The following is a 17,148-nucleotide window of genomic DNA, read 5'->3' on the forward strand; positions in this document are numbered from 1 at the left end:
TCCCTTATTTCTTATGTGTACGTAAATAAATCAACGTGAAAGGAGTCCCGCAAACAAGAGGAATGCCAAGCAAGATTAAGCAGTTAACAAAGCAATTACGGATTGTATAAAGCGACTGCATACTTTTAAAATCAAAAGAAAACGCTTGGATCGTTTGAATCCCTAAATGCTGGATATTTGTAATTGTGACATCCTGGTCGGTACTTTTAGCTAAAAATGCTGGAGTTTCCAAATGAGACCACTGTAAAATAGCATCACGAGCAGCCCAAAGAACAGTATTATACGTTTCTTGAAACATTAAAGTGAAAAGTAAAAAACTGAAAATTCCTAATAGAGCCGGTAAACATAACTCTAGTAAGAGCTGTTTGGTGACATACATATTTGAAAAGTGCATGTGATACCATGTATGTATTTCTTCCTTTTTTATGCGTAATGTCACATACATCAACAGAAGAAAAGTAACACCAAAGAAAATGACACTACCTAGATAGAGGTGCCAATAGTATTGGATCAGTTGGTAATGGTAACTAGTTTGTTTTTCAATATCGACAAAGTCTGGCATCGTTCGTAAAAACTCTTTTTCAAAATCAATCAAGTTAAACAGCCCAGTCAATAAGAAAGAGAACAGGAAGAAGAAGAGTGCGGTGATTAACGTGATTTTTTTATGATAAAAACTACTAGCTGTAGCGTAACGGACACTTCTCATCAACTTTCACCTCTCTAAACTATCTTTAGTATAGTGAAATAATATGAATTAATTATGAAAAAGTAGCAAAAAAGCTTGAGCAAATTGCTCAAGCTTTTTGAAGATTTATTTACCCGTTTTTTGATAGCCTTGATAACTGTCAGTGTGATATTCATCAACGGTTGATTTATTATTGTTTTTACTGTAAACACTCGTTGATTTTTCACCTTTTTCTTTTTCAATTGCTTCCAGTTGTTGCAATTGGTTCTTGTAATCATAGTCTTCTGGGTTAACTGGTTTTAAGCCGCTATTGGTATAGAAACGAAGCAAGTCACCGTTAGTAATTTGGTCAGACGTTTCTAATTGTTTCGTCGCTTTGGCTTTTAAATCAGCGACTTCTTTCTTAACTTCTTCGGTTGGTTCTGTAATTAAAGTGCCTGTTTTAGTATCGTAAATGCTAGAACCTAAAATAGTATATTTAGGTGTTACAACATTGCCGTTGCGGAAAGCAACGATTTGATTGTGTTGTTTAGAGAATAAATCTTGGCCTAGCTGAATGTAGTTTTTCGTATCGACACCAAGCAAGTGTAGAAGGGTTGGTAAGGCATCAACTTGGCCGCCATACGTATGGTTCACACCGCCATTTTCTTGACCAGGAACGTGAATCATATAAGGAACACGTTGCATATTGGCGTTGTCAAAATCGTTCCAATCTGCTTTGGTTTTACCTACTAATTCTGCTAAGTTTTGGTTTCTTGAATTAGAAACCCCATAGTGATCGCCATAAAGAACAATGACTGAGTTTTCATAGAGACCTGAAGATTTCAAGTAGTTAAAGAATTCTTCGACCGCTTTATCTAAATAATTCGCTGTTGCAAAGTAACCATTAATTGTTTCGTCAGAGGTTTTTGCAATTGGGAATCCTGCTTCATCGTTTGTAAATTGAGAATAAGGATAATGATTGGACACAGCAATAAATTTAGAATAGAAGGGTTGTTGTAAATGTTCTAAATATTGAACGGATTGATTAAAGAATGGTTTATCGTGTAACCCATATTGGAATGAGTTATCTGAATTAACATCATAATAACTAGCATCAAAGAAATAGTCATAGCCTAAACGTTTATAGGTTTCATTTCGATTCCAGAAGTTACCGGCATTTCCGTGGAAAGCAGCGCTAGTGTATCCTTGCGTTTGTTTTAAAATATCGGGTGCTGCTTCAAACGTATTTTTCCCACCAACTTGTGTAAAGAGTGAACCTTGGTCTAAACCAAATAGTGAATTTTCAAGTAACGTTTCGGCATCACTTGTTTTTCCTTGACCAACTTGGTGGAAGAAGTTATCAAAGCTAAAGGTACTTTTACTATTGTAAAGACTATTGATAAATGGTGTGACTTCGTGTTCTACGCCATTTTCATCTTTTAATTTGTAATTAACTAAAAATTGTTGGAAACTTTCTAAATGGATATAAATTACATTTTTGCCTTTTGCAATACCAAACTTACTATCATCGGGTGCCGCATATTGTTGTTTCACGTAATCTTCAACTTGTTTCATATCGTTAGCACTGGCTTCGGCACGGACTTGGTTTGTTTGGTAAGTTGTAATGCCATCGTATACGGTAAAGGCATTTAAGCCTAAGAATTTCACGATATAGTCACGAGAGAATTGACGTCCTAATAATTGGGGACGTTCTGTTTCAGCCATAAATAGATTGAATAAGAAAAAGACAACAGAAAGGAGTGTGACAGAGACTGCTACACGTGCGCGGACTGGACGGGCATCTGTTTTAATTTTTTTCGTTAATAATAATACGCCAATAATAATGAAGTCTAAGAAATAAATGACGTCATAAGGTCTAAAGAGACGTAAGGCACTTTCGCCAAGACCGCTAGCTACTTTGCCAGCACCAAGCATCGTATTAACTGTGATGAAGTCAGTAAATTCTCGATAATACACGACATTTGAGAAGAGCAGTAAACTCATCAAGAAGTAAATAATCATCATTGTAATATAAGAAGCTTTTTTACGGCGAACATACAAAGCGATGGCTAATAAAAAGACCGTTGTGGCAATTGGATTAATTAAGAGTATGAAATACTCGTTAATATTTTCCAAACGTAAATGGAAATCAACGGCGTACGCAAAGAGGTTTTTTAGCCACAGTAAGATGGCGATTAGTGAGAATAACCCCAGTCGCGTGTTCAAAATATTTGTTTTAAATAATTTTTTCAAAATAAACGTCCTTTCTAAACGATGATTCTATAAAAGTAAAATTAGGTAAATTTCGTATTTTACAATATCGCTTTAATTTTACTCTTTCACAAATTTTATGTCAATTCTTACCGAAGTGAGGAATGGGGATGTTAAAGAAAACTTACTATTTCCTTAAACTTTTTAGTTCGTTAAATGACGTGAAGCTTGAATCCTTTAAAGACAGATGGGCCTTTTTTTGCTATACTAGATAGGACTTTGAAAAGTAGGTGTACAGAATGAAACTTCAAGTAACTAAAAAAGCAGAACATAAATTTAAAAAAGGATATCCTTTAATTCAGAAAGAGGATTTGCAACAAGTGCCAGCGTCGTTACCAACAGATTGGCTTACTTTGATTGATAGTAAAGGCCAGCGTTTAGCTGAAGGATATTTAGGCGAACAAAATAAAGGAATTGGTTGGTTGCTGTCATGGCATGGACCAATTAATCAATCTTTTTTTCAACAACTCTTTGAAATAAGTCGTGAGAAGCGGACGTCTTTTGAAAAGGATTCGCTGACAACCGCTTATCGATTATTTAATGGAGAAGGGGATGGCATTGGGGGAGTGATCATCGATCGCTATGCAGATTACGCCGTTTTTTCATGGTATAATGAAACCCTTTATCAGAAAAAAGCCGAACTTTTGACGGCGTTTCGCACAGTTTACCCTGACATTATTGGTGCCTACGAAAAGATTCGCTTTTCCACAAAAGATTTACCAGAATCACAGTTTTTGTATGGCGAACAAGCACCCGAGCCATTACTTGTCACTGAAAATGGCGTTCAATTTGCTACCTATTTAAACGAAGGATTAATGACAGGCATCTTTTTAGATCAAAAAGAAGTTCGTGGTCGATTAGTAGATGGTTTTGCAGTAGGTAAAACAGTCTTAAATATGTTTAGTTATACAGGTGCTTTTTCAGTAGCTGCCGCTATGGGGGGTGCCGTGGCCACCACTAGTGTGGATTTAGCTAAACGAAGCTTACCGAAAACGACTGAGCAATTTGAAGTCAATCATTTAAATCTTGCCCCGCAAAAGATTATTGTCATGGATGTTTTTGACTACTTTAAATATGCTTCACGTAAAGGCTTGAGTTATGACATGATCATTTTGGATCCGCCGAGTTTTGCTCGCAACAAAAAGAAAGTTTTTTCCGTTGCTAAAAATTATGGGGAGCTAGTGAAAGATTCTATTGATATTTTAACGGATAAGGGAACGCTTATTGCCTCAACCAATGCGGCAAATTTATCCTTAGCCAAATATAAAAAAATGGTGATTACTGCCTTGCAAGAGAAAAATGTTCGTTACAAGATTACGGACACGTATCAATTACCGGCAGACTTTCAAGTGAATCCTAATTTTCCAGAAGGTAATTACTTAAAAGTCCTGTTTATCGAAATTGAAAAATAATTTTTTACACCAAGCAAAAGTCCCAGCGCCGCTGATCGGCATTGGGACTTTTGCTTGGTGTTTATTTTATAGTAACTTTTGGGCTTTTTGGGTATTTGCAAAATGCAGCTTCGCGTAGTTCGCTAATAAGTCTAGGCCGCCTTTTATCAAAATACGGGCGGCTACTTGGTCTGATTTGCTGCCAGCACCAGAGGGCACAGAGAAACCCAATTCTGCAGATTCTTTGTCTAACTCTTCTAAAAAAGCAGCGCGGCTAATAATAGAGGCGGCAGCAACGGCAACATGATACTGCTCTCCTTTAGTGACGAAGAACAATTTTTCAGTGACTTGATTTTTTTCATTACGAACATATTTCCGATAATTATTTTCAGGGGTGAACTGGTCAATCAAAATCCCTTCTGGCTTTGTGGGAGCCAATTCTTGTAGCAACAGATAAATCGCTTGGTTATGCAAAGCGACTTTCATGTGTACAGCATTGTAGTTTGGTTGGATCTCATTGTATTTTTTGGGTTCAACGATTAATAACTTGTAAGGAATCAGTTCTTTAATGACATGTGACAATTGAATAATTTGTGGGTCGGTTAATTCTTTGGAATCACGAACACCCAATGCTTTTAGTTTGCTAATCATGCTTTTGTCAACATAGGCAGCACAGACAGTTACTGGACCAAAATAGCTACCATTACCGACTTCATCGGAACCTATCACAGACCAGTTGCCAAAATCAGCAGGCAGTGTAGTAGTCTGGGGAGAAATTTTTTTCTTTGGTGTGGTACTCGTTCCTTCCCAACGAGCGGCCTCTTTTTCAGCTTGAGGTCCCTGAAACATGACTTTACCTGATTGATAAGCGGTGATAGTAGTGGTGCCAACCTTGGCTACAAAGACAGTATAAGGGACCGTTTTATTTAAACGATTGGGTTGATAAACAGTGGTCATCTCTGCTAATGTTTTTTTACTAACTTTAATTACGTGATTCTGTGCCATCAATTGTTCCTCATTTCTTGATATTTCTTCTTTACTATAGTAAAGGAAAAACAAGTAAATGAAAAGGTTTTGCGTTAGCTTGTTCCTGAAAATGACAATGTTTAGGAAATGTATAATTTTTTTCTATAGTTGGACGCTAGTTGTTATCTAAATTTTTATTCAGTGCTATACTGTGGGAGAGAAGGAGACGATGAAAGAGTCGACTAGAACAAGGGGTGATGTGTTTGAGAAGAAAAAAAGAAATGCAAGAAAACGAACCAATAGCAGTGACTGCTAACGCGGAACGCTATTATCCAGAAGATAAACAAGGCTTGACGGCCGCACAAGTTGAAGAAAGACAGCGAAAAGGCTTAGTCAATGCCGCCGTCGATACAGAGTTTATCACAACGAAACAGATTGTTATTAATAACGTATTTACGTATTTCAACTTAATTTTTGTGGTACTAGGTGTGTTATTAATGCTGGTACAATCTTATAAAAATATGACCTTTTTGCCAGTAGTAATCATTAATACGGTCATTGGAATTTACCAAGAAATTAAGTCGAAGAAAGTATTAGATAGCTTAAATATTCTAAACGCTACAAAAGTAACCGTTGTGAGGGATGGCCAAGAACAAGAAATTTCGCCAGATGAACTGGTTTTGGATGATGTGGTGCTCTTTAAATCGGGTGAACAGATTTCTGGGGATGCAATTGTCTTATCTGGTGAAGTCCGTGTGAATGAATCCTTGTTAACTGGGGAATCTGATGAGATTACCAAAGTAGCAGATAGTCAACTTTTGTCAGGTAGCTTTATTGTGTCAGGTTCTTGTTATGCAAGAATTGATAAAATTGGCGCTGAGGCCTATGTTCATCAATTAACGCTTGAAGCGAAGTCAATTAAAAAAGGGGAACAATCAGAGATGGTCGGTTCCATTAACCGTTTGGTGAAATGGGTAGGGATTATTATTATCCCAATCGGCTGTGTTCTATTTTTCCAAAGTTATTTCATCAACCATCAAGGGCTTCATGACAGCATTGTCTCCATGGAAGCTGCCTTGATTGGGATGATTCCGGAAGGGTTGTACCTTTTAACAACCGTTGCATTAGCTGCCAGCACAATGCGCTTAGCGAAGCGCGGCGTTTTATTGCACAACATGAAAAGTATCGAATCCTTAGCACGTGTTGATGTGTTATGTGTAGATAAAACAGGAACAATTACTGAAAACACGATGGAAGTCCAAGAGTTGGTTCCTGTGGTGAGTATCGAAAATGATGGTACAGACTTAACCAATGTCGAAAAATTAATTGGCGATTTTTGCCGAACAATGTCAGCTGACAACGATACGATGAAAGCGATGAAAGAATTTTTTGTTACTAATAATCAGAGGGAAGCCGTTAGCTATACCTCGTTTTCGTCTGTCGAAAAATTTAGTAGCGTGACTTTCCCGGAAGCGACGTATATTCTTGGGGCGCCAGAGATGATTTTGAGAGACAATTATGAAATGTATCAATCTGAAGTGGAACATTATACAAGTCAAGGCTATCGCTTATTGGTGTTCGGAAAGTATTTAGGAGAATTTCAGGAAACGTTGGCAGCAGAGGTTCAACCTCTAGGCTACATTCTTCTTTGGAATCCGATTCGTAAAGAAGCCAAAGCAACTTTTGAATATTTCGCTGAACAAAATGTGGCTATTAAGGTCATTTCTGGCGATAATCCTTTAACAGTATCCAATGTAGCACAAGCGGCAGGCATTATTGGTGCTGAAAATTATGTGGACGCGCGAACATTAACTACAATGGAAGCCCAGACAGAAGCGTTAGAAAAATACACCGTTTTTGGTCGTGTCACGCCAGAACAAAAGAAACAATTTGTACTATTGTTGAAAAAATTAGATCATACAGTGGCGATGACAGGGGATGGAGTCAATGATATTTTAGCCATGAAAGAAGCAGATTGTAGTATTGCCATGGCTTCAGGAAATCAAGCTACAGCACAAGCCTCGCAAGTTGTGTTGTTAGATTCTGATTTTTCAACGATGCCGGAAGTTGTCTTTGAAGGCCGCCAAGTAGTTAATAACATTGAACGCTCTTCAAGTTTATTCCTTGTAAAAAATATTTTCTCCTTGCTGATGTCTGTCTTTGCTATGATTTTTGCCGTGACATATCCTTTACAACCGACACAAGTCACATTGATTAGTTTATTTACAATTGGGATTCCTTCGACATTTCTAGCTTTGGAACCAAATCATCGTCGCATTGAAGGGAAATTTCTTTTCAATGTGTTATCAAAAGCAATTCCTGGTGGGTTAACGGATATGTTAGTAGTCGGTGCCTTACTAATTTGTGGTGATATTCTTGCACTTCAAAAAACGGACATTTCAACGACTGCAACATTGTTGCTAGTTTCAGTCGGCTTTATGGTTCTTTATAAAATTAGTTCACCAATGAATCGTTACCGCAAGCGCGTAATGATTGGCTGTTTAATCGGAATGGTTATTACAAGTATTTCCATGAAAAACTTGTTCTCGTTAACTTCGGTATCGCCAACAGCCTTGTTACTTTTAGCCATTCTTTTCTTTGCAGCAGACTCAACTTTCCAACATTTATCAACCATTTCTGAAAAAGTTCAATTATGGTTTTATAAGAAAAGACATTAGGAGCAAAACACCGAGCCAAAATTATTTTGGTTCGGTGTTTTTTGTTTTTTATTGTTGAGAAAAATAAAAACACTTGCACCTAGTTAATCCTTGATAGTATAAACCTAACCAATTATTTTAGATAGGAAGGATTGAATAAAAATGAAAAAAAGAAGTTTTGTCTATTGGGGAATGTTTTTCATTCTTTTGTCGACGCTGATAACGCCTTTTCTGAAACTTGAAACAGGATATGCGCAAACGGAACCAACTAGTACCAGTGAAACCAATCAAATTTCTGCTACGCCAAACGTAGTGCCGCGTAAGCAAGTAGGCAACATTGTGACAGCGATTCATCTAACGGACAAAGAGGGAAACCCACTTGGGACCATTAATCAATATACAGACATCTACCTCCGAATTGAGTTCAACTTACCGGATAATACCGTTAATAGTGGGGATACGAGTGTGATTACTTTACCCGAAGAGCTACGTCTCGAGAAAAATATGACCTTTAATGTAGTAGATGATACAGGTGCTGTGGTTGCAATTGCAGAGACCGATGTAGCAAATAAAACGGTTACGTTAACGTATACAGATTACGTAGAAAACCATGCCAATATTAGTGGGTCTTTATATTTTACAAGTTTGATTGATTTCGAAAATGTCGAAAATGAATCCAAGATTCCTATTTACGTCACGGTTGAAGGGGAAAAAATATTTGCTGGCGATCTTGATTACCAAGGTGAAGGCGATGATGTTAACGAAAAATTTAGCAAGTATTCGTGGTTTATCGAAGACGATCCAACCGAAATTTACAATGTACTACGGATTAATCCAACAGGGCAAACGTATACTGATTTAGAAGTGGAAGATGTGCTAAAAACAGCAAGTTTAAGTTATATCAAAGACACTATGAAAATTGAACGAGGACAATGGACACTGGATGGAAATGCTATTTGGCAGTTCACGCCAGAGGAAGATATAACTGGTCAGTTGGCTGTCCAGTATGGTCCTGGTGACCGCAATTTTTCGGTGCATTTTGGCAATATTGGGACTAACGAATATCGTATCACCTATAAAACCAAAATCGATCATCTTCCCGAAAAAGGTGAAACCTTCACAAATTATGCAAAATTAACAGAAAATCAAACGGTGGTGGAAGAAGTCGAAGTGAGTCGTGTCTCACAAACGGGTGGTGGAGAAGCTAATGGTGAACAATATGATGTTGAAATTCATAAAGAAGATGAAGCAGGCCAGCGTTTAGCAGGTGCAGAGTTTAAACTCATTCGTAACTCAACCAATCAAACAGTGGCCAAAATCACAACAGATCAAAACGGAACAGCGGTTGTTAAAGGCTTGTTAAAAGATAACTATACTTTAGAAGAAACCAAAGCACCTACCGGTTACCAGCTTTCGCAAAACAAGATTTCAATAACACCTGAAGACTTTGGTAAAAACTTAGTTGCACTGAAAACTGTTGTGAATCATAAGATTTCATATCAACCAGTCGCTGCCTCATTTTTAGCTGGAAAAGTTCTTTTAGGAAAACCACTGAAGGATGCTGAATTTCAATTTGAATTGTTAGATGAGAAAGGCACAGTACTAGAAACGGTTAGTAACGATACTTTAGGGAAAATTCAATTTTCACCATTAACCTTTGAAACTCCTGGAAACTATCAATACACCATTCGGGAAGTAAACACGCAACAGACAGGTGTTTCCTACGATACGCACAACCTTCAAGTTCAAGTAACCGTCGAGGCGCTTTTAGGAAATCTTGTAGCAACTACTCAGTATGATGGAGGTCAAGTATTTACTAATCACTATACGCCAGAAAAACCTATAGAAAGTACCACGCCACCAACGAGTGGGACAACAGATACTACCACGAATTCAACCACAGAAACTACTTCAATAACCATTGAAAAACAGGCGATTCGTAATAAGGAATTGCCAAAAACAGGAGAAACAAAAGAAAACGCGTTTCTTTTCTTAGGTAGCCTTCTTTTGATTCAAGGAGCATTTATCTATTTTAAAACGAAAAAATAATCGCTTAGATAGTTCCAGTAATCGAGACAAAATGTGCAAATTTCGAGAGATTTAGCTTGTTCATTTGAGTTTGGAATGGTTCTGTGCTATACTATCTTTAGCGTAATGATACTAGTTGGGAGTGAGCGGATTTCTGCTCACTCTTTTTGATGGAAAAGTCATCAGGACACGGTTCGTTACATCAATCTCGAAGGAGGCGAAAATTTTGAGTAGTGCTGTGGAAACTGTAACAAAGTTAGTCACACCAATCTTAGAAGAACAAAATTTTGAACTTGTGGAAGTAGAGTTTGTTAAGGAAGGAAAAAATTGGTTTTTACGAGTATTTATCGATAAAGAAGGTGGCATTGATATTGAGGAATGTGCCTTTGTCAGCGAAAAATTAAGTGAAAAACTAGATGCAATGGATCCAGATCCAATTCCGCAAGCGTACTTTCTGGAAGTTTCTTCTCCGGGAGCAGAACGTCCGTTAAAGAAAGAAAGCGATTATGAACAAGCGGTAGGCAAGTACATTCATATTTCTCTTTATCAAGCAGTTGATGGAGAAAAACAGATTGAGGGTACCTTAGTCCATCTTGATTCAGAACAATTAACATTAAGTGTAAAAATTAAAACCAGAGTGAAGGAAATGACTTTTGAACGTAAAAATATCGCAAAAGCTCGTTTAGCCATTCAATTTTAATCAACAGACTCGAATGTAAAAAAGGGTCCACTAAAAGTTTTACTTTTAGCCAGGCCTGTGACAAGTTTTAACGAGAAGTTTTTCCCTTGGAAGAAGAACCACTCGTTCAGCTTTAACGAATCCATAGGAGGAAAAGAAAAACAATGAGCAAAGAAATGTTAAATGCATTAGACGTATTAGAAGCTGAAAAAGGGATTCCTAAAGATACGGTGATTGAAGCGTTACAAGCAGCTTTAGTTTCTTCATATAAAAGACATTATGGACAAGCAAGCAACGTCGAAGTTGAATTTGAACCAAAAAAAGGCAATATTCACGTGTATGCTGTCAAAGAAGTAACAGAAGAAGTATTTGATTCACAATTGGAAGTTTCATTAAAAGATGCCGTTGCATTAAATGGTGCATATGAAATCGGCGACAAAATTCGTTTTGAAGTTACGCCAAAAGACTTTGGCCGCATTGCTGCCCAAACAGCAAAGCAAGTAATTTTACAACGTGTCCGTGAAGCAGAAAGAACAATTATTTATAATGAATTTAGCGAATACGAAAATGACATCATGCAAGGAATTGTTGAACGTCAAGATCGTCGTTATATCTATGTAAACTTAGGTAAAATCGAAGCAGTCTTATCAAAACAAGATCAAATGCCAAATGAATTTTACCAACCGCATGATCGGATTAAAGTTTACGTATCACGTGTTGAAAACACATCAAAAGGCCCACAAGTTTTTGTAAGCCGTAGTCATCCAGATTTACTAAAACGTCTTTTTGAACAAGAAATTCCAGAAGTTTATGATGGAATTGTTGAAATCGTAAGCGTCGCTCGTGAAGCTGGCGATCGTTCAAAAGTAGCCGTTCGTTCAACAGATCCTAATATTGACCCAGTGGGTACCTGTGTTGGTCCAAAAGGCCAACGTGTCCAAGCGATTGTGAATGAATTAAAAGGCGAAAATATGGATATTGTGGAATGGAACGAAGATCCAGCTATTTATATTAGTAATGCCTTGAATCCAGCTCAAGTATTAGATGTTATTTTTGATCCAGAAAATAGCAAAGCATGTACAGTTGTTGTACCTGATTATCAATTGTCATTAGCAATTGGTAAACGTGGTCAAAATGCGCGCTTAGCTGCTAAATTAACGGGCCATAAAATTGATATCAAATCAGAATCTGATATGGCTGAATTTTATGAGCAACAAGCCAATCAAGAAGTTGCCGAAGTGGCAGAAGAAATGGATGAAGCAATTATCCATTCAGATATGACGGCAGATGATTACGAAAACTTGGCTGCTGAAGAAGCAGTTGTTGAAGCAGAAATTACAGAAGAATTACCTGAACAAGAATAACGTTTTTGGAGGGTGAAAAAATGAAAAAGAGAAAAATTCCAATGCGTAAATCGGTTGTTTCAGGCGAAATGAAACCGAAAAAAGAATTAGTCAGAATTACTCGCTCCAAAGAAGGCGAAGTGGCCTTAGATCCAACTGGTAAATTACCTGGACGTGGCGCTTACGTTGATTTGGATCCTGCGGAAGTCCAAAAAGCTTGGGATAAAAAAATTCTTGATCGTGTCTTAGAAACAAAATTAAGTGATGAATTTTATCAAGAACTATTGGATTATGTAACACATCAAAAAGCCCGCAAAGAGTTGTTTGGCGATGGAAAATAAAACCAAAATTTTGAACCTTTTAGGTTTAGCAATGCGCGCCGGTAAATTAGTCACAGGCGAGGAATTAACCCTTAAAGATATTCGTGCAAACAAAGCGAAATTTGTGTTTGTTGCGCAAGATGCCAGTGAGAATACTAGAAAGAAAATCAAGGACAAAAGTTCTTATTATAATGTTCCTGTTAGCGAACTGTTCAGTCAATTCGAGCTCAGCCAAGCGATTGGGCGACCACGAATGGTTATCGGAGTAACTGATGCAGGATTTGCCACCAAAATCAAGGAATTACTAAAAGGTTAGGAAGGTGATTGCATGGGAAAAAAAAGAATTTATGAACTAGCAAAAGAAATGAATAAAGCAAGCAAAGACGTTGTCGATAAAGCGCATCAATTAGGTATGGATGTTAAAAACCATATGGGCGCAATTAGTTCCGAGCAAGAAACAAAGCTTCGTCAAGCATTCGGAGGAGGAAGTACCGTAAATACTCAATCAAAAGCAACAAACAACCAAAAGCAACAAACAACACAAAATAAACCAGCCAATAAGAAACCAATGAACAATAAACCTGGTGAACAAAGAAATAACCAAAATCGTCCAAACAATCAATCAACGAATGGACAACAAAGAAACAACAACAACCAAAATCGTCACGGCCAAAGCAACACACAAAACCGTAGCAATCAAACAAATACAAACAATCAAAACCGCAATACCCAAAACAATAACGGTTCTACAACGAATCAAAATCGGACCAGCCAAAATAACAATGGCGGGAACAACCAAAACCGTGGCGGCCAAAACCGTAACAACAATTTTGGAGGCGGTCAAAATCGTAATAACCGGAATAACTTTAATAACCAAAACCGCAATCGTTTCAACAAAAAAGGGAAAAAAGGCAAACATCAACAAGAATCAGCGAAGCCAGCAGTACCAGCACGTAAATTCCGTGAATTACCAGATGTTTTAGAATATACAGAAGGTATGAACGTGGCGGATATTGCGAAAAAAATCCACCGCGAACCAGCGGAAATCATCAAAAAATTATTTATGATGGGTGTCATGGTTAACCAAAACCAAGCCTTAGATAAAGATACAATTGAATTATTAGCTGTGGATTATGGCATGGAACCGCAAGAAAAAGTCCAAGTTGATATTGCGGACATTGATAAATTCTTCGAACCGGAAGCAGTTGTTGAAGAAAACTTAACCACACGTCCCCCTGTTGTCACAATCATGGGACACGTAGACCACGGGAAAACAACATTATTAGATACATTGCGTCATTCTCGTGTGACTTCAGGTGAAGCGGGCGGAATCACGCAGCATATTGGTGCCTATCAGTTAGATATTGATGGCAAACCAATTACGTTCTTAGATACACCAGGACATGCGGCCTTTACTAGTATGCGCGCGCGTGGTGCCAGCATCACTGATATTACCATCTTAGTTGTTGCAGCGGACGATGGAGTAATGCCACAAACAATCGAGGCGATTAACCATGCCAAAGCGGCAAAAGTGCCAATTATTGTAGCAGTTAACAAAATTGATAAGCCTGGTGCAAATCCTGATCATGTGAAACAAGAATTAAGTGAACATGAATTAATTCCTGAAGAATGGGGCGGAGATACGATTTTCGTCAATATTTCAGCAAAATTCAATCAAAACATTGATGAGTTGTTGGAAAATATTTTATTGATTGCTGAAGTAGAAGACTTAAAAGCTGATCCAACGCAAAAAGCAATTGGAACAGTGATTGAAGCACGCTTAGATAAAGGTAAAGGTCCGGTTGCGACATTACTCGTTCAACAAGGAACTTTACATGTTGGTGATCCAATCGTTGTTGGTAATACTTATGGACGTGTTCGTGTGATGACCAATGACATGGGCCGCCGTGATAAAGAAGCAGGACCCGCAACTCCTGTGGAAATTACCGGATTAAATGATGTTCCTCAAGCGGGTGATCGTTTTGTGGTCTTTGAAGATGAAAAAACAGCACGTCAAGCAGGGGAAGAACGGGCTAAACGTGCGTTGCTTGAACAACGTTCAGCAAGTAGCCGTGTGACATTGGATAACTTATTTGAAAGCCTAAAAGAAGGCGAATTAAAAGAAGTTAATATCATTGTCAAAGCAGACGTACAAGGATCTGCCGAAGCCGTTTCAGCAAGTTTACAAAAAATTGATGTAGAAGGCGTTCGTGTGAAAATTGTTCACGCGGCAGTTGGGGCCATCAATGAAAGCGACGTAACTTTAGCCGCAGCAAGTAATGCGATTATTATCGGCTTTAACGTTCGCCCAACACCACAAGCAAAACAACAAGCAGAACAAGAAGAAGTTGATATTCGTTTACACCGTATTATCTATAAAGCCCTAGAAGAAATCGAAACAGCGATGAAAGGGTTATTAGATCCAGAATTTGAAGAAAAAATTACGGGTCAAATGACGGTTCGTGAATTGTACAAAGTATCTAAAGTTGGCACAATCGCTGGCTGTTATGTTACAGAAGGCTTTATTCGCCGCGATAGTGGCGTTCGTGTCATTCGTGATGGTATTGTTATTTATGAAGGTAAATTAGCAAGCTTGAAACGCTTTAAAGATGACGTGAAAGAAGTCAAACTTGGTTTTGAATGTGGTGCTATGATTGAAAACTTCAATGATTTACGTGTAGATGATGCGATTGAAGGCTTCATTATGGAAGAAATCAAACAATAATTTTAGTAATTGGAGGAAGACACTATGGCAAATTATCGTGACCGTCGTGTAGGTCAAGAAATCATGCGTGAAGTGAATGATATCTTGAACAAACGCATCAGAGATCCACGCGTCCAAGGCATCACTATTACAGATGTTCGTGTGACCGGTGATTTACAACAAGCAACGATTTATTACAGCTTGTTATCTGATTTAGCTTCCGAACAACAAAAAGCTCAACAAGGCTTAGACAAAGCCAAAGGACTGATTCGTAAAGAATTAGGACAACGGTTAACCTTGTATAAAACACCAGAGTTGATTTTTGAAAGAGACGAATCTGTCCAATACGGAAATCACATTGATGAGTTGATTCGTAAGTTGAATCAAGGTGAATAATTAAAAAGAAAAAGCACACCAGACGAATGGTGTGCTTTTTCTTTTCATGATTTCTTGATAAAATAGTCATGGAGGTGCAAAGATGAAAAGAATTGTTGTTTTCTATAAAAATGGAGATCGTTATTTAAAAGAAATGGGTTCAGGCAAGAGTTCCCTGTACTTTTTTCTTTTCTTCTTTGTACTACATAGTATGCGGGAACATATTATTCAGTTCATCGGATTTTGGCCGTCATTTATATTCGTCCTCATACTTGTCCCAAATCTTATGCTTGGCGTCGGACATATTAACCATTGGTACCAAAACCGCTCTTGAATTTTCCAGAATACTTTTAAGCATGGAACAAAATCCTTATTGATTTTGTTCCATGCTTTTTAAGTTAACCCAGTATTTAATACCATCACAGAATAATCCCTAAATTCAAAAATCCGTCCTTTATAAAGATAAGTGGCGCCATACTTTTGTCGATAGTACGTAATCACATTTTTTAATGTTTCAACATCGATTTCCAAAAATTCAGCACAAGAATAATGGTTACTTAAGCCAGCTTCAGAGCAACGAATTAAATCGTCTAATGTAACTAATTGCTCTAAGGCCACATTGCGAGCTTTCAACTCTTGCTTCCGATTTTCTGTACAATTTTGATTTAAAATAGTGCCAACGGATGTTTGATAATGCCCGTATTCCTCGGCTAAAATGTTCTTCTTTTGACGGGTACTCAATGTTTTTTCAATATAAATTTTGCCATTTCGATACAACCCATAACAACCTGTTTGATTGTATAAATCAATTTCTAAAACCGTCACATCCTTTTGAATGGAACTGACGAGTTTTTCATAATCATTCACTTTACCATTCACCTGCCATTACTTAATAAAAAGAGTAGATGGGAAGTTAATCCTCTTTTTTGTCAGAAGAAATCGATTGTTGATATTTGGCATCAATTTCATCCAAGTAATCGTGAATTTTCTCGATTTCTTCTTTTGAAAATATCTTTTCTGGATCCCCAGCGTGGGCAGCCAGTGTCATTTCGTCACGGCGAGGGAATGAGAGAATTTCTGCTTGCGTTTGTTGTTCGTGTAATTGTTGTTCGGCAAATTGATAAACGATGGCTTGTCGTTGGGGCTCTAATTTTTTATAAATGCGGTCGATAGTTGAGGCATTTTTTTCCATGGGAACCTCTTGTCCCATCAACCAGGCCTCATTAATGTCTAATGCATCTGCAATGCGATAAACTTTGTCTTGTTTTGCTTCGTAACGACCAGCTAGCCAATCGCTGATCGAAGATTTACCGATGCCAGTTTTTTTCGCTAAATCACTAGGTTTGATGTTCTTGGCTGTTAAAGCCTCTTTTAAACGGACAGCAAAAATGTTCATATTTCCGAACCTCCTATTGCCTCAAAGTATACTATACCTGTTTTGAGAAGGCAAGTAACAATCGCAATTAAATTTAGCAGTTCATAAAACCGAACTTATGAGTTGACAGTGAAAATATTTGATGCTAAGATAGAGCCATTCGAATGTTCGGTTAACTGAACTATTTTTTTGAACATTTTGTTCGGAAAACCGTATTTTTGTAGAAAGGGTGAAGAAATGAGTCGGAATTATAAAAAAACGTTGTCGGATATGTTACTTTTAGCAATTATTTTATTAATAAGCAGTGTCTCAATAAAAATTGGGGCCATCGTGATTGGTATGATTGGCCTCATGGAATTACTAACAGAGTAA

15 protein-coding genes are annotated in these 17,148 nt (G+C 37.6%); 10 read left to right on the forward strand and 5 right to left on the reverse strand.

From position 1 onward, the window contains the following. Window positions 1–4: 4 nt before the first annotated feature. Entirely contained in the window at window positions 5–706 is a 702-nt protein-coding gene (locus IGM04_RS05375; RefSeq protein WP_002360505.1) for a hypothetical protein, read from the reverse strand. Between the two features lie 105 nt (window positions 707–811). Then, entirely contained in the window at window positions 812–2,920 is a 2,109-nt protein-coding gene (locus IGM04_RS05380; protein WP_002357869.1) for an LTA synthase family protein, read from the reverse strand. Window positions 2,921–3,177: 257 nt separating this feature from the next. On the opposite strand from IGM04_RS05380, the gene IGM04_RS05385 reads away from it, so the two are divergent. After that, complete coding sequence (locus IGM04_RS05385; RefSeq protein ID WP_086317805.1) at window positions 3,178–4,350, forward strand: class I SAM-dependent rRNA methyltransferase; 1,173 nt, start codon at window positions 3,178–3,180, stop codon at window positions 4,348–4,350. Window positions 4,351–4,416: 66 nt separating this feature from the next. On the opposite strand, the gene rnhC is transcribed toward IGM04_RS05385, so the two are convergent. Then, window positions 4,417–5,334 carry a ribonuclease HIII gene (gene rnhC / locus IGM04_RS05390; RefSeq protein ID WP_086317806.1) on the reverse strand — a complete coding sequence of 306 codons (918 nt, stop codon included), beginning with the start codon at window positions 5,332–5,334 and terminating at the stop codon, window positions 4,417–4,419. A 218-nt stretch (window positions 5,335–5,552) separates the two neighbouring features. On the opposite strand from rnhC, the gene IGM04_RS05395 reads away from it, so the two are divergent. The 8 genes from IGM04_RS05395 (at window position 5,553) to rbfA (ending at window position 15,422) form a co-directional block, all read left to right on the forward strand. Then, window positions 5,553–7,973 carry a cation-translocating P-type ATPase gene (locus IGM04_RS05395; RefSeq protein ID WP_002384650.1) on the forward strand — a complete coding sequence of 807 codons (2,421 nt, stop codon included), beginning with the start codon at window positions 5,553–5,555 and terminating at the stop codon, window positions 7,971–7,973. A gap of 141 nt (window positions 7,974–8,114) precedes the next feature. Beyond that, window positions 8,115–10,001: an Ig-like domain-containing protein gene (locus IGM04_RS05400; RefSeq protein ID WP_086317807.1), complete on the forward strand. Its 1,887-nt coding sequence runs from the start codon at window positions 8,115–8,117 to the stop codon at window positions 9,999–10,001. Window positions 10,002–10,206: 205 nt separating this feature from the next. Next, on the forward strand, window positions 10,207–10,680 hold the full coding sequence (rimP, locus tag IGM04_RS05405; RefSeq protein ID WP_002357863.1) for a ribosome maturation factor RimP: 474 nt from the start codon (window positions 10,207–10,209) through the stop codon (window positions 10,678–10,680). A 143-nt stretch (window positions 10,681–10,823) separates the two neighbouring features. After that, window positions 10,824–12,023 carry a transcription termination factor NusA gene (nusA, locus tag IGM04_RS05410; RefSeq protein WP_086317808.1) on the forward strand — a complete coding sequence of 400 codons (1,200 nt, stop codon included), beginning with the start codon at window positions 10,824–10,826 and terminating at the stop codon, window positions 12,021–12,023. A gap of 20 nt (window positions 12,024–12,043) precedes the next feature. Next, window positions 12,044–12,343 (forward strand): RNase P modulator RnpM, encoded by a 300-nt coding sequence (rnpM, locus tag IGM04_RS05415; RefSeq protein ID WP_002363794.1) that lies wholly within the window; start codon window positions 12,044–12,046, stop codon window positions 12,341–12,343. Continuing rightward, window positions 12,333–12,638, forward strand: coding sequence for a YlxQ-related RNA-binding protein (locus tag IGM04_RS05420; protein ID WP_002357860.1), 306 nt, complete (start codon window positions 12,333–12,335; stop codon window positions 12,636–12,638). The genes rnpM and IGM04_RS05420 overlap by 11 nt, the downstream gene beginning before the upstream one ends. A gap of 12 nt (window positions 12,639–12,650) precedes the next feature. Then, window positions 12,651–15,047 carry a translation initiation factor IF-2 gene (infB, locus tag IGM04_RS05425; protein WP_002357859.1) on the forward strand — a complete coding sequence of 799 codons (2,397 nt, stop codon included), beginning with the start codon at window positions 12,651–12,653 and terminating at the stop codon, window positions 15,045–15,047. A 24-nt stretch (window positions 15,048–15,071) separates the two neighbouring features. Beyond that, a complete protein-coding gene (gene rbfA, locus IGM04_RS05430) occupies window positions 15,072–15,422 on the forward strand; it encodes a 30S ribosome-binding factor RbfA (RefSeq protein ID WP_002360497.1) in 351 nt (116 codons plus the stop codon). 372 nt (window positions 15,423–15,794) lie between these two features. Here rbfA and IGM04_RS05435 read toward each other — a convergent pair whose 3' ends face one another. Next, on the reverse strand, window positions 15,795–16,280 hold the full coding sequence (locus tag IGM04_RS05435) for a toxin (protein WP_002382232.1): 486 nt from the start codon (window positions 16,278–16,280) through the stop codon (window positions 15,795–15,797). Between the two features lie 34 nt (window positions 16,281–16,314). Beyond that, on the reverse strand, window positions 16,315–16,797 hold the full coding sequence (locus IGM04_RS05440; RefSeq protein WP_002360496.1) for a helix-turn-helix domain-containing protein: 483 nt from the start codon (window positions 16,795–16,797) through the stop codon (window positions 16,315–16,317). A 168-nt stretch (window positions 16,798–16,965) separates the two neighbouring features. Here IGM04_RS05440 and IGM04_RS05445 point away from each other — a divergent pair, with 168 nt between their 5' ends. Then, complete coding sequence (locus tag IGM04_RS05445; RefSeq protein ID WP_073459191.1) at window positions 16,966–17,148, forward strand: hypothetical protein; 183 nt, start codon at window positions 16,966–16,968, stop codon at window positions 17,146–17,148.

Origin of the sequence: Enterococcus sp. DIV2385 (assembly GCF_051711925.1) — a bacterium.
Taxonomy (GTDB): Bacteria; Bacillota; Bacilli; order Lactobacillales; family Enterococcaceae; genus Enterococcus; species Enterococcus faecalis.